9 protein-coding genes are annotated in these 14,787 nt (G+C 62.9%); 7 read left to right on the forward strand and 2 right to left on the reverse strand.

All coding sequences use genetic code 11. From position 1 onward, the window contains the following. The first annotated feature begins 24 nt into the window (after positions 1 to 24). From CK219_RS04850 to CK219_RS04860, 3 genes are read left to right on the forward strand one after another with little or no spacing between them, the layout of a single operon-like run. Entirely contained in the window at positions 25 to 2,157 is a 2,133-nt protein-coding gene (locus tag CK219_RS04850) for a type I secretion system permease/ATPase (protein ID WP_095765655.1), read from the forward strand. A gap of 15 nt (positions 2,158 to 2,172) precedes the next feature. Further along, a complete protein-coding gene (locus tag CK219_RS04855) occupies positions 2,173 to 3,462 on the forward strand; it encodes an HlyD family type I secretion periplasmic adaptor subunit (RefSeq protein ID WP_095766155.1) in 1,290 nt (429 codons plus the stop codon). Continuing rightward, positions 3,452 to 4,093, forward strand: coding sequence for a ribbon-helix-helix domain-containing protein (locus tag CK219_RS04860; protein WP_095765656.1), 642 nt, complete (start codon positions 3,452 to 3,454; stop codon positions 4,091 to 4,093). Before CK219_RS04855 ends, CK219_RS04860 begins: the two co-directional genes overlap by 11 nt. Positions 4,094 to 4,181: 88 nt before the next feature. Here CK219_RS04860 and CK219_RS04865 read toward each other — a convergent pair whose 3' ends face one another. Further along, the gene (locus CK219_RS04865; RefSeq protein ID WP_095765657.1) at positions 4,182 to 5,126 is read right to left on the reverse strand and encodes a transglutaminase-like cysteine peptidase; all 945 of its coding nucleotides are present in this window, start codon (positions 5,124 to 5,126) and stop codon (positions 4,182 to 4,184) included. Between the two features lie 618 nt (positions 5,127 to 5,744). Between CK219_RS04865 and CK219_RS04870 the strand changes: the two genes are divergently transcribed. From CK219_RS04870 to CK219_RS04885, 4 genes are all read left to right on the forward strand, one after another. Next, entirely contained in the window at positions 5,745 to 10,679 is a 4,935-nt protein-coding gene (locus CK219_RS04870; RefSeq protein ID WP_176476934.1) for a DUF5801 repeats-in-toxin domain-containing protein, read from the forward strand. Between the two features lie 72 nt (positions 10,680 to 10,751). Then, entirely contained in the window at positions 10,752 to 11,120 is a 369-nt protein-coding gene (locus CK219_RS04875; RefSeq protein ID WP_095765659.1) for a hypothetical protein, read from the forward strand. Between the two features lie 254 nt (positions 11,121 to 11,374). After that, entirely contained in the window at positions 11,375 to 11,986 is a 612-nt protein-coding gene (locus tag CK219_RS04880) for a transglycosylase SLT domain-containing protein (protein WP_348628328.1), read from the forward strand. Positions 11,987 to 12,217: 231 nt separating this feature from the next. Further along, entirely contained in the window at positions 12,218 to 13,465 is a 1,248-nt protein-coding gene (locus tag CK219_RS04885; RefSeq protein ID WP_245340390.1) for an ABC transporter substrate-binding protein, read from the forward strand. A 621-nt stretch (positions 13,466 to 14,086) separates the two neighbouring features. Here the strand turns inward: CK219_RS04885 and CK219_RS04890 are convergent. Beyond that, positions 14,087 to 14,764: an isoprenylcysteine carboxylmethyltransferase family protein gene (locus CK219_RS04890; protein WP_095765661.1), complete on the reverse strand. Its 678-nt coding sequence runs from the start codon at positions 14,762 to 14,764 to the stop codon at positions 14,087 to 14,089. Between the last annotated feature and the right edge of the window lie 23 nt (positions 14,765 to 14,787).

A 14,787-nucleotide genomic window follows, 5' to 3' on the forward strand; every position in this document is an offset into this window, starting at 1 on the left:
ATCTTCGGTCCTTCGGGGCGGATCGTGAACCAGCAACCTAATATCCTATCGCCCAAGGAGGCTTTCAAAGCCTGCTTCTGCGCTGTGGCGGCCTATCTCGGCAGGCCGAGCGCCGAAACGGTGCTGTTTGCCGGCGTGCCGATTTCGGAGACGCGCATCGAGCCGGACGAGATCCGTCATCTGGCCGAGCGCATCGGCCTGGAGGTGCAGAATTTCAGCCATCGCGATTTCCTGCGCGGCCGCTTCGATCTTCCGGCCATCGTCTTTCGCGTCAGCCAATTGCCGATCGCCCTCCTGGCGGAAATCGAGGGCGGGCAATATCTGACGGCGCCACAGGAAAACGGCCGCACCACGATCGACAGGTCGGAACTCGCCGAAAGCTATATCAGCGGCGGCACGTCCTTCTCGATCACCTATGCTAATCAGGCCGAGGAGATGACGGTCGGCACCGCCGCGCGGATCGAAAGGCGCCACTGGCTCACCGGCACGATGGGGGCGTTCTGGCGCACCTATTCGAAAGTGGTGCTGTCGGCGGTGTTCATCAATCTGCTGGCGATCGCCTCGCCGATCTTCACCATGAATGTCTACGACCGCATCCTGCCCAACAAGGCGATCTCGACGCTGTGGGTGCTGGCGCTCGGCATCGGCGCGGCGATCCTGTTCGACCTGCTGCTGAAGACGGCCAGGGCGTCGCTGATCGACTATGCCGGTCGCAAGGCGGACCTGCGAATTTCCTACCTGCTGTTCGAGAAAGTGCTGAATTCCTCGCTTTCGGCGCGGCCCGGGTCGACGGGTGAATATGCAAACCGCGTCACGCAATACGAATTCGTGCGCGAGTTCTTCACCTCGAACACCATCAGCGTCTTCATCGACACGATCTTCGTCTTCGTCTTTCTGGCTGTCATCTACGCCATCGGCGGCTGGCTGGTGGTCATACCGGCGCTGGCCTTCGTCATCTCCGTCATTGTCGGGCTGATCACGCAGCGGCGGATCGGCAAGCGGGTCGCGGCCTCGATGAACGAGGCGTCGCAGCGCCAGGCCCTGCTGGTCGAGTCCATCTCGACGCTGGAGACGATCAAGTCGCTGCGCGCCGAGGCCTACCTGCTGCGCAAATGGGGCGAGCACTCGAAGAACGCGGCCAACACGTCGGAAAAAATCAAGGAGCTCTCGGCGGCGGCGGGCAACATCACCGGCGCCATCCAGCAATTCGTGACGGTCGCCCTGGTCGTGGCCGGCGCCTATGCGTTCTCGGAAGGCCAGGTGTCGACCGGCGCCATCATCGGCACCGTGATGCTCGCCGGCCGCGCCGTGGCGCCGCTCGGCCAGATCGCCATCACGCTTGCCCGGTTCCGGCAGGCGATGCTGTCGCTCAAGATCATCAACACGATCATGTCGCAACCGGAGGACCGCCCCGACACCGTCGGCTTCGTCAACCGGCCGATCCGCAGCGGCGCGCTGGTCTTCAGGAATGTCGGCTTCGCCTATCCGGGCACGGAAAACGAGGTTCTGAGCGGGCTCAACATCGCGGTCAAGCCTGGCGAGCGGGTCGGCATCATCGGCCGCATCGGCTCCGGCAAGACCACGATGGGACGGCTGATCGGCCGGCTGTTCCTGCCGACGTCGGGGGAGCTGCTGCTCGACGGCATCGACATCCGCCAATACCACCCTTCGGAAGTCCGCGCCGCGGTCGGCATCGTCGCGCAGGCCGGGGACCTGTTTTCGGGAACCATCAAGGAGAACCTCCTGATGGCGGCGCCGGGAGCGACGGACGAGGAGATCATCGATGCGGCGAAGGCCGCCGGCGTCGACGACTTCGTGTCGCGGCATCCGCGTGGCTACGACATGAATGTCGGCGAGCGTGGCACCAATCTCTCGGGCGGCCAAAGGCAGGCTGTGGCGATCGCGCGGCTGCTTTTGACCAAACCGAAGATCGTCTTCCTGGACGAGCCGTCGGGTTCGATGGATCTCGCTTCCGAGCGGCAGTTGATCAAGCAGCTCAAGGTGGCGTTCGACCGCAGCACGACGCTGATCGTGTCGACCCATCGCTACAGCATGCTGGAACTTGCCGACCGCCTCATCGTCATCGACCAGGGCCGCGTCGTCGCCGACGGGCCGAAGGAACAAGTCATTCAGGCGCTGCAGAAGGCAAATGCCTGACCGGAACGTATGGACATGCTAGCAAGGGAAGACCGGCCACCACTTTTCGCCTCGGCGTCCGTCTACATCGTCGGGGCGCTGTTCGTGTGCTTCACGGCCTGGGCGTCGTTCGCCGAGGTCGACGAGATCGCGCGCGGCGACGGCAAGGTGATACCCGCTTCGAAGACGCAGATCATCCAGGCCAGCGAACCGGGCGTGGTGCAGGAGATCGCCGTCCAGATAGGCCAGACCGTCAGGAAGAACGACCTCATCATCCGCCTCGACAATTCGGGCAACACTTCAAGCCTTGGCGAAGAGAAGGCCAAGGCGCGAGCTTTGCAGGCGCGCATCGCCAGGCTGCAGTTCGAGCAGAGCGGCAGTGTCGAAGGGTCGTTTCCCTGCCCGGCGGAGATCCAGAAGGTCGCGCCGGAGATCTGCGACAACGAGCAAAGGCTGCTTGTGGCGCGCCGCGACAATTTTGAGGTCAAGCTGTCGGTTCTCAAATCGCGCCTCGACCAGCGCGAGAAGGAACTGGACGAGGCCACCGCCAACGCCGACCGCCTGTCCAAGAGCCTTGCCGTCACCGACCAGGAAGCGGCGCTGGTCGAACCCATGGTCAAGAAAGGCCTTATGGCCAGGACCGAACAGATCCGTGTCGAGCGCGAACAGACCGACCTTCGCGGACAACTGACCCTTGCCGGCGAGACCATCAAGAAGAGCAAGGGAGCAATCACCGAGGCGCAGCTTCAGGTTAACGAATTGGGGCTGCAATTGCAGCAGGAGGCGTTGAGCGACCTGACGCAGGCGCTCGCCGATCTTTCCGTGGTCGACGAAACTATTCGCGGCGCCACCGACAAGGTGGCGCGCACCGACATCCGCTCACCGGTCGACGGCATCGTCAACACGCTCGACGTCAACACGCTCGGCGCCTTCGTGCAGCCCGGCGCGGTGGTGGCCGGCATCGTGCCGACCTCCGAGACGCTGCTGGTCGAAGCCCGGGTTTCGCCGCGCGACGTCGCCTTCATCCAGCCGAACCAGGAGGCGCTGATCAAGGTCACCGCCTATGATTTCTCGATCTTCGGCGGCATCGAGGGCAAGGTCTCCAACATCACCGCCGACAGCCTCGTCGACCAGAAGACGGGCGAGCCCTATTACCAGGTCCGGGTCGCCACCGACAAATCGACGCTTACCAGGAACGGCAAGACCTATTCGATCATCCCCGGCATGATCTGCTCGGTCGACATCAAGACCGGACGCAAGACGATCCTCAACTATCTTTTGAAGCCCATCAACAAGGCGCGTCAGGAGGCAATGAGTGAGCGATAGCGCCATCCATCCGGACACTTCGCGCGAACGGCTTCTGCCATCGCTCGCGGCCGAGGATTTCGGCCCCGAATTCCGCGTCGTGGCGCGCGGCGGCGTGCGTCGCGGCATCCGGCTGGAGCGCGCCTTCTGGGTGTCGCTGAAGCAGATGGCCGAAAACCGCAAATGCACGATCGGCATGCTGGTCGAGGAGATCGCCGAACATCATCCCGACCAGGGCAACCTCACCTCGGCGATCCGCGTCGCCTGCATGCGCGGCCTCGCCGAGGAAAGCATGGAATTGCGCAAGCTCGCTTCGATCCGCACGATCAACGCGATTCTGGTCGCCTGCCCCTCGCCCGCCTTCGCGCTGTCTTCTTCGAAGAAGATCCTGGCTTTCAACACGCCGTTCCAGCAACTGGTCCGGCGCCAATTGCCGAGCGCGCCCGGGGAGGATGGGCGCCAGGACTTGAAGCTGGCGCTCGACCTCAACGTTCCCGACATCTTCGCCCGGCTCGACGCCAATGGCGAAACGCCGGTCACCAGCGGTTTCGTCATCGGCGCCGGCGAGCGCCGCTATCGCGGCCAGCTCAGCGCCGTGCGTGCGCCCGTCACCGAGCCGGAACTGCTGATGGCTTTCGTCTACAACGGCTAGAGCTACGCATTCCTCCGGAACTGTCCGGAATGCGCGAAGACAACAGAGCGACCGTGTTATTTTCCGCGAGGCGCTGAACCGCTCGAAACTACTGCCTCAGGCTCGAAGCCACCGATGGATCCGGCGATCCTTCCCCCGGAGCGACCGTGGCGAAGCCGCCGGCGATGTCGGCGACCTGCGCGCCGGACTTCGACCCGTGGATCCAGGCGCGATCGGTGCTGAAGGAATAGAGCGGAACATAGTCGGGCAGATCGCTGTCGCGCAGGACGGCGTTGCCGAGGCTGTCGAGGATGAAGGTGCCGCTTCCCGTGCTCACCGACAGGACGGCATGGAAGAACTTGCGGCGGCGATCCTGGAGCACCACCAGCGACATGCTCTGTGCCGGGATGCCGGATCTGAGCAGCGCCGCCATCTTCAATATGGCGAAATCCTCGCAATCGCCGGCGCGATGCTCGAGGATTTCCGACGGCTTCGCCCAATAGTCGAGCTTGCCATAGACGACGCTGTCCTTGCGATAGGCGATCAGGCGGTTGATGCTGCTGTTGACGAAGGACAGCTTGTCGCGAAAGCCCTTGTCGCCGGCAATCTTGACGATCTCGGCGAAAGCCGGGGTCTCGCGGTCGCAGACGCTGCCGGCGGTGCAATCGACGATGGCCCTGTAGACCGGAGCCCAGCGCGCCGCGACCGGGAAGTTGCGCATCGACAAAGCGACCGAGCCGAAGACGCCGGGGATGATCGCGGCGGTCTGGATCGGGTCGATGCCGGGATCGGTCTTGGCGTGCGCTTCAGCCTCGTAAGGCGCTGCCGGCGCGTAGCCCATAGAAACATCCGCGATCCGGTACGCGGAGGCCGGCTGCCAGGGCAGCGGCCGGGCCAGCGAAACGCCGCCGAGGCTCGCGGGTGCAAGCACCTCTTGCAGGACAGGAGCCGCGCCCGAATTCGCGCTTGCCGACGATGGACCTGCCTGAGCGACAAGGCCGATCGCCAGCAAGAGTACCTTGATCCCCGTCGGGTCTGCTTTTTGTATTTTCATAACGCCCACCTTTGACTGTGGACGCTACCAATCTTGTCTCAAATTATCGGAAATGAAGGTGGGTAAATTTCCGCGAATCACGCTATTCTATTTTGCGTCAAATTTTATTCGAAATTATACTTACATTTACCAAGGCGGAAGGCGTGCTGCGCGGTCATTCCCACCCTCGTTAAGGTCATGCATATCCAGATATATCATCGCAATTTACCAAGTGTAAAAAATGCGATTCTCTACATATTCGAATATATGAAATAGATTGAACGTCTGTTGCAAAGCCCGGGCCTGACATGTCTCTTTCCGGGAAATGCCGGAGGGGCTTTAGCTATGACGACCAATATCGAATTCGACGCCGTTTCAAATTCCTGGGACGAGCACACCAGCGCTGGTGAAAATCATATCTCGACGGGTGTGCAGGTTGCGCAGGCGACCGCCGCCCAGGCGGCGAGCGAACCGGTGCCGGTCGATGTCGGCAGCGGCGCGCCGGCCCAAGGCGCGGCCAATGCGCCGGCCGCAAACCAGCCGGCCGATGCCAAGGCTGCTGCGCCCGCGAACGCACCGGCGGCAAATGCAGCGGCAGGCAATACGCCGCATGAATATCATGTCGAGGCCGGCAATGTCGTGAAGCTTCCGGCCAGCGTGTCAATCGACAACATCAAGGTCGACGGACATGATCTCGTCCTCACGCAGCCCGACGGATCCCAGATCGTCATCAAGGACGCCGCGCTGAATGTGCCGACCTTCATTCTCGGCGACGTCGAGGTGCCGCGCGTGGCCCTGATCGCCGCGCTCGAGGCCAGCCATGTCGATATCGCCTTCGGCGCCGACGGCTCGATCTCGGCCGGCGGCAACGGCTCGCCGGGCAGCGCAGGCGGCAATTTCGAACATCCCGCAGGCGGGATCGGCGACGGCTTCGGCCTGACGTCGCTGCTGCCACCGACGGACCTTGCCTTCGGCCAGCCGGACCATCGCGAGCTGTTCCCGGGATTGCTGCCCGATTCGACGCCGACGATCCTCGACCTGACGCCCTCGACCAGCGGCGGCGACACCAGCGTCGATGAAAAAGGCCTCGAGACCGCCGGCGCGACGGGGTCCGGCGAAGCGGGCACCGACCCCGCAATGGACAACGACCCGTCCGAGCACAACACCGGTACCTTCACCATCACCTCGCCCGACGGCATCGGCTCGGTGGACATTAATGGCCATGTGATCACCGCCGCTGAGCTTGCCAACAGCGCGTCGACACCGATCAACATTGCGACGCCCTTCGGCAACACGCTGACCATCAACGGCTACGACGCCGCCACCGGCCAGGTGAGCTACACCTATACGCTGGTGCACAGCGAGCAGCATTCCGGTGCGGGCACCGATTCCATCTTCGACAACATGACGGTGACGGTCACCGACAGCGATGGCGACGTTTCGCTTCCGGGAACGCTGTCCGTCGAAATTATTGACGACGTGCCGACGGCGCATGACGATACCGACAGCGTGGCTGCGGGTTCGCATACGCCAATCGATGGCAACGTCATCACCGGAGCCGGCAGCGACGGCAACGCCGCGGGCGCTGATTTCAAGGGCGCCGATGACGCCAGTGTGACATCGGCCTATGGCAAGAACGGCGCCGGCTCCGCGCAGACTGTGACGGACGCCGGCGTCTCGATCGCTGGCCAGTACGGCACGCTGCTTTTGCACTCGGACGGCAGCTACACCTACACCCGTGCGGCAAACACGCCGGGCGGCGTGGACGACGTGTTCCACTACACGCTGACTGATGGCGATGGCGATCAGTCGTCGACGACGCTGACGATCGATATCGGCAATGACCCGCCGAAGCTGGGGGATATCCCGGCCGCAGGCGCCGACGGAGCGATCGTCTATGAGGCGGGACTGGCGACCGGCACGCTGCATGACGGCTCGAACGCGGTAAGCGGCACGATCGGCTTCACCTCGCAGGATGGCGTGAACTCGGTGTCGCTGGGCGGCAATGCGCTGTCGAGCGACTCGGGCAATCCGACGACGTTCACGGACCCGACCACCAACGGCACGGTGAGCGCGTGGTACGAGTACAACAGCGCGACCGGCGCGGGCGCGATCCACTACAGCTACACGCTGACTTCGGACTACCATAGCGCCACGAGCGCCGACGGGGCCAATACCGAAGCTGTACCCAGCTTCGAGGTCGTCGTGACCGATCAGGATGGGCAGCCCGCCTCCGGCAACCTGGCCATCAATGTCATCGACGATGTGCCGACGGCGCATGCCGACACGGACGCGGCGCAGTCGGGCGAGACGGTGACGGGCAATGTCGAGACCGGAACGAGCACAAACGGCACCGGCGCGGCCGACACGGCGGGAGCGGACGGGATCGCATCGGTCGCATGGACGGGTTCGGTAACGAACAACGGCGTCACGACGGTGACCGGCGCGCATGGCGTGCTGACGGTCTACGCCAATGGCGATTACAGCTATCACGCCAATCCGAACACGCCGACTGGCAGCGACGTCTTCAACTACACGATCACCGACGGCGACGGCGATACCTCGCCAGCAACGTTGACGATCGACGTGACCGGCAGCCAACCGCGTGTGGTGGCGGAGGTTGCGGCGGTGAACGAGGCTGGCATCGACACAACGCCGCCAGCCGGCGATCTTGGCCCCGGCACGGTCGACGGCTCGCATGCGGGCGACGGCTCAGAGACGACGACGGGCACGCTGACCTTCTCGGATCCTGACGGGGCGACTGTGACCGGTGTTCAGGCCGGCGATGTCGGCAGCGACGTCACCGGCAATGTTGGGAACAACATCAATGGCACCTACGGCATCCTGCATGTCGACGCGAATGGTACCTATACTTATACGCTGACGAAGCCCGAAGCGAATGTGCCGGCGGGCAACGACGGCTCCAATGTGCAGCCTGGGCAGGACGTGTTCACCTTCACGGTGACCGATAGCTTCGGCAATACGTCTACGTCGACTATTAAGATCAATATCACGGATGATGTTCCCTCCATCATATTGAGCGGCACGGCTGCGCCGACGCTGACGGTGGACGAGAGCTACCTGACGGCGGCGACCAACAACGGCATCAACGGCTCGGGCACCGGCCCTGCCGGCTCGACGCATGCGGAAGGCTCGTTCAGCGGCGCCTTCACGGTGACGACGGGCGCCGACGGCGGCACGACCAGCTACGCGCTCAGCGTGACGGCCGGCCCCTCCAACCTGGTCGACACGGCGACGGGCCAGACGGTGGTGCTGTCGATGAACGGCAACGTGGTCGAAGGCCATGCCGGCGTCGGCGGCCCGCTGGTGTTCACGGCCAGCGTGGATGCCAACGGCAAGGTGTCGTTCGATCTCGACCGGGCGGTGCATGAGGACAATGCCTCCAACACGCCCGACGACGCCACCAGCCTGACGGCCAACCTGATCCAGCTGACGGCGACGGTGACCGACGGCGACGGCGACAAGGCCTCGCAGTCGCTCAACATCGGCAACGCGCTGAGCATCAAGGATGACGGCCCCTCCATCATATTGAGCGGCACGGCTGCGCCGACGCTGGACGTCGATGAAAGCTACTTGCCGAATGGCTCAACGCCGAACGCGGCGCTGACGGCAGCTACGGCCGCCTTTGCGGGAATGTTCACTGTAGTACAGGGTGCCGACGGCGCCACCACCAGCTACGGTGTAAGCGTCTCCTCGCAGGGTGTGACTTCGAACCTGATCGACTCGGCAACCGGTCAGGCAGTGGTGCTGACGCAAAGCGGCGGCACTGTTTCGGGTTACGTGGCCGGCCACAGCGGTGATGCAGCGTATCTGGTGTTCACACTTGCAGTGAACACAGCAAGCGGCCAGACGACACTGACGGAGTTCCGCGCCGTACATGAGAACACCGTGGACAATCCAACGGACACGTCCGAAGGCATCAGCCTGACCTCAGGCTTGGTGACGCTGACAGCAACCGTGACCGATGGCGATGGGGACAAGGCCTCGCAGTCGATTGATCTCGGCTCCAAGGCCACTTTCCATGACGACGGTCCGTCGCTGGGCTCCTTCACGTCGGGCACCATCCCGAACGAGGTTGGTTCGGTCGCCGGCTTCTTCTCGCTGGTACCGGGAGCGGACGGCATCGATCACTTCAATATCGTAGGGCCTGCGATTGCCGGCATCACCTACAACACCACGATCGCCGCGGACGGCACAACGGTTCTCCACGCGATGTCGGGGTCGACGGAAGTGTTCGACCTCGCCGTGAGGACCGATGGGTCTTACGAGTTCGACCTTATCAAGCCCGATGCTGGTACTACAGTCACCTATTCGCTGCAGAACCTGCCCGCGGGCGGACCGAATTGGCGCGAAACCAGTGACGGCCATATCGAATTTTCAAGCCCAGACGGCATCAACTCCAACAACAACGGATTTGGCGTCGCGAACACCTTCGTCGGCGGAAATGAATCCTTCACCATGGAGTTTCACACGGCCGGCACTGGAATCGGTGTTGACAATTCGCCCAGCACCAATGCTGAGCTGAATGACTCCGTGAGCTTGGTCGTCAACTCGCTGAACGGTTCGGGCGGGACCTATCACTGGGTTGCGACCAACACTCTTACCAACACGTCTGTGTCGGGCGACATCTCCATCACTGCAACGGGCACATTTGTAATCGATCCGTCGATCAGCTTTAACCAGCTGCAGATAAGCGCAGTCAATGTCTCCGGGCAGGGTGCGCAGTTCTCGAACATCTCGCTGACGCATAACGTCTTGCCCCAGGATCAGAACCTGGCGTTTACAGTGTCGGCGACCGACAAGGACGGTGATACCACGGCAACGCAGTCTCTCGGCGTTCACGTTGTGGCAGCAGACGGCTCCAGCAATTACACGCTCACCGGGACGTCCGGGAACGACGTTATCGCCGGAAGCACACATACCGACACGATCTCGGGCGGATCTGGAACCGATATTGTCGACTACTCGGGCAGCATTGGTGCAGTCTCCATTCACCTGGCCGACGACGGGCATGCATCGGGTGCTCCGGCAGACCCCACCAACCCGCTAGCAGGCACGATCGGCGGCGGCGACGCCACAGGCGATACCCTTACCGGCATCGAAGGGATAATCGGCGGCTCTGGCAACGACTTCCTGTTCGGCAACGCCGGCGACAACTATCTCGCGGGCGGCGCCGGTATCGACACACTTAATGGCGGCGGCGGCAACGACACCCTGATTGGTGGCCTCGGCCAAGACACGTTGACCGGCGGCACGGGAGCCGACACGTTCAAGCTCGACCACCTCGACATCAAGGATCTCATCACCGACTACAGTGGCACGGGCGGTGACGGTGACAAGATTGATCTGACCGCACTGTTCGACGCCGCGCCGGCCGGCAACATCAACAACTACGTGCACTACGACAGCGGCACCGGTAACCTGAGCGTCGACACCAGCGGTTCGGGCAACAATTTCGTAAACGTGGCGCAACTGACGAATACGCCTGCCGCTGGCACCATTACGATCTTGTACGATGACAACACGCATGCACAGCACACGGCCACCATTTAGCACTTATGCGCCACCACGCTTCCATGCTAAACATCAGCAAAGCATGAATTCGCAATTCGGAGAGGGGCTTACATGAAACATTCCATAAGATTGCTGGCTTCGGCCGCGGCGCTGCTGGTGGCCGGGTCGACGGGGTTCGCCGCCGACATCATCGGCGAGCCGGCGGTGAATTATTGCCGCACTGTGGGCACCTCGGACCTGGTGCTGACCGACAACATGGTCGAGCTCAAGGACCATGTGGTGAAGCTGATGGACGAATCGGTCGCCGTCGCCAACAGCCCGGAATGGATCAACTCGTCGCGTCCCGCCTTCGTCTGGGCCTCGGAAGCCAAGGTCGCCTGCGGCATGGCCTATGGCTACCTCAAGACGAACTACAAGGACGAAGACACGCTCAACAAATGCGAGTGCTTCCACGACCGCATGGTCGAGTACATGCACTGAGCTGACGGGCAAGCGGACGCCGGCTGGCTGCGATGGTGGCCGACGGAGAACCGGCGAAGGCGATCGCGCTGGACCGGTCCGCCGTTTCACCGAAACGGCGAAACGGTCCATCTCTTTGTCTTGACGCGATTGCGAGCGGCAAACTGCTGCGCAGTGTTCCTGGAATTGCCCTGGCGGTCGCCTTGCTCGGCCTGGGGCAAACACCTGTCCACGCCAACTGGCTGGAACGACCGCAACCGCCGGGGACGCAGCCCGTGCGCTGCGACGCGGCGCCCGAGCGGACGCGCGCGACATTCAAGGCATTCGCGACCTGCCAGGCGTCGCTCTACGGCCTCGAGCCGGTGCTGGCGCATGCGGTGATGGAGATCGAAAGCGGCTTCGATCCCGGCGTGCACGGCGCCGACGGCGAGATCGGGCTGATGCAGGTCATGCCGGCAACGGCGCGGATGCTCGGTTTTCGCGGCTCGCTCGACGAGCTCGGCGAGCCGGCCACCAACATCGCGCTCGGCGTCAGATATCTGGCGCAGGCAAACAGGCTCGCCACGGGCGATCTTTGCACCACTGTGATGAAATACCGCGCCGGGCATGGGGAAACCCGCTTCTCGGTCCGCTCGGTCGACTACTGCCGGCGCGCACGCGCGATCCTGGCGCGGGAAGGCCTCGACGCGGCCGGGTCGCTGCCGGTGGCGACGATCGGATTCTCCGACGTCTCGACGATCGGCTTGTCCGCCGCCGGCCAGGAGAAACGCGTCTGCGTGCGACGATCGTTCGTGCCGGGGCCGCGCTACATGAAATGCGCCGACTATCGCAGCCCGGCGCAAGCAAGGACGATACAGGCGCTGAGAGCGCGGCTGTTCGACGGCTGAAGCCATGATGCAAGAATCGCGGGACGGCCGGGCAGGCAAACGTTAAGAGAAGTGAAGGCAGACCGGGGCGAATACTGGCGGCAGATGGGATGGAAGCATCAGATGAAATGTGAGCGGCACGATCCGGACCTGAAGCGCGCCGCGCCGAAACGAATCGTTGCGGCGCGCTTCAGGTCTTTGTCAGATGCATGTCGTCTCCCCAAAACCGGGACCACTTTTGGGCGACATGCATTGGGGGCTCTCGCTCTCGGGCTCGTCGCGACGCTGTGCGCATGCCAGTCCAAGAGCGGCGCGTCGGACGTGCTCGATCCGTCGGCGATCGCTGCACCCGCCGGTCAGGCCGGCGCGCCCGCGGCGCCCGCCCAGCAGGCAAGTGGCCAGATCTCGGGTAGTCCGGCCTTGGGCAGCGCGACGTCGGGCGGTCCGACATCGGCCGTCGCCGCCAAGGCTCAGCTGACGCTCGGCACGGGGCCGACCAAGGTGGCCATGCTGCTGCCGCTTTCGGCGCCCGGAAGCACCGGCGAGAACGGCCGGAAAATGTATGACGGCGCGCGCCTCGCAATGGCCGATCTCGGCGACAAGCTTCTGACGCTGACGATCGAGGATACGCGCGGCGACAGCGGCTACGCGAAGGACCTCGCGGTGAAGGCGATCACCTCGGGCACGGCGAAGGCCGTCATCGGACCATCCGAACTTGCGGCCGCGCAGCACCTTGCCAAGCTCTCGGGCTCCAAGCGGCCGCCGGTGCTGGCGCTGGCCGACAATTTCGCCGGCGGCCCCGGCGTCTATTCCGTGCGGCTCGGCGAAGCCGACAGCGCTGCGGCGGGCGCGGCGGCCATCGCCGCCAAGGGCGCCAGGAAATTCGTGCTGCTGGTGCCTTCGGGCGCGGACTCGAGCCCAATTGAATCCCGGGTGGCCAACGCGCTCAGCATCTATGGCGCCACGCTTGCGGTGACCCTGCCCTATTCGGCGAGCGACGGCGGCGCCAAGGTGGTGTCCGACATGGGCTCGCTGGTCGAGGCGCCCGACGCCGTGGTCGTCGCCTGCGGCGACGGCAGCCCGACCGCGGTGCTCGCGGCGCTGAAGGCCAAAGGCATTCCGGGCAAGGCGGTGACGCTGATCGGCACCGACCGCTGGCTCGAGCACCCGATGGATCCGCTCTACGAAGGCGCCTATATCGCGACGCTCGATCAGAGCGAGACCGGCCCGATCGCCGACCGCTTCAAAGCCACCTACAACTACCAGCCCGACGTCAACGTCGCCTATGCCTACGACGTGGTGGCGCTGAGCGCGGGCATCGCGAGCTCCGCCGGCCCGGACGGCTTCAGCAAGCAGGTGCTGGAAAACACCAGCGGCTTCCGCGGCTCGACCGGCCTGTTCCGCTTCCGCGCCGACGGCTCGAGCCAAAGGTCGATGCCGTTCTTCAAGGTGGAGAAGGGTATGCTTAAGCTGGTGGAGAAGTCGACAGCGGGGTTTTGAATTTCATTGGGGGTTCCGTGGATTTTCTTAGGAAGCTGCTCATCCTGACCGTTGCCGGCGCGACGGGAGCAGGTGCCTACGCGCTCATCGAGTGGCTGATATTTGAGGCGCCGAGACCGGCTCTGTCCGGCCAACCGCCACGCCTACCTGTCGTTAAGAAAAGCCCGGAGCAGCAATGGACATGGCCAAGTGCCGGCTGAAGCTGGTGGAGAGCAGACGGCGCTTTGAGGGCCTGCCGTTCTCCCGACCATGGCTGGCGGACCGCGGCAATTTCTCGCCCACGACCGTGGGGAGAGAGACAGTGCGACTGAGGAATTTGCCTAGCGGCAGCTAGTAACGAATGTACATGCCAACCGAGAAGGACTGATGTGCCCATGCCGATCACGATGAGAGGTCCGGCGGACTCTGGAAACGCGGTCCATAGCATCAGAAGAAGCGTTATCGGCCAAGTGTGGATCAAATATCGCATATGGGAGGCATCACCGAGAACGGTCCACGCACTCGGCTTTGCATCGATCTGCATCGTGCCGAAAACGACCGTCGCTGCCGGAAGACCGTAACCAATGCTCACATGAACTGAACTGTTTGGGCAATGGAAGGCAAGATTCCAAGAGGATCAGCCTATTGCCGACTACCGCGTTCGGATGCTGGCAATGCCGCGTCAGAGAAGCGTGGCAGCAGCATGGGGACACGCCGAGCATATTCATCATATTCGGGGAAAGTCTCTCGCAAGATAGCCTCCTCGATTTTGGCTCGCCGATACTGCAAGAGAAATTGAAGGGCACCGAGCGCCAGCATCAGCGTGGAAAAATGAGAGATAATCATACCGACGACAAAGACAGCCTCGCACACGTATAGCGGATGTCGGACCATTGAGTACGGCCCTGTAGTGACCAAGCGCCGGGCGGTAGCCATCATCGAGAACGAGCGACCAAGCCAATAAAGACAAAAAATCGACCCTGCCGTCCCGACAAAAATCAGGAACAGAGCCATCAGTTGCGCCGTCTCGCTATTGAGCGCTGAGGTCAGAAACATCGCTGCCACTATGATGAAGGACCCAGTGACTGATGTAACTCGCGGTTCTAGTCCCCGCGCCGTTCCCTTCGGCGGCAGCCGACCGATTGTCATGACAATCTGTAGAAACAACAGGAAGGTGGAAGCCGCCTTTGTGACAACAGCAAGAGAACTGACTGTTGTGCTTTGTTGAAAGTAGAGCACTATGGGAGCTGCACTTAATATAATCAAAATCGTTAATACAACGACGATAGCGATTCGGCCAAGGAAATCTTCAGACAACATTTTTCCAACCACAGATTAAAATT

Origin of the sequence: Mesorhizobium sp. WSM4313 (genome assembly GCF_002294725.1) — a bacterium.
In the GTDB taxonomy this organism is placed as follows: Bacteria; Pseudomonadota; Alphaproteobacteria; order Rhizobiales; family Rhizobiaceae; genus Mesorhizobium.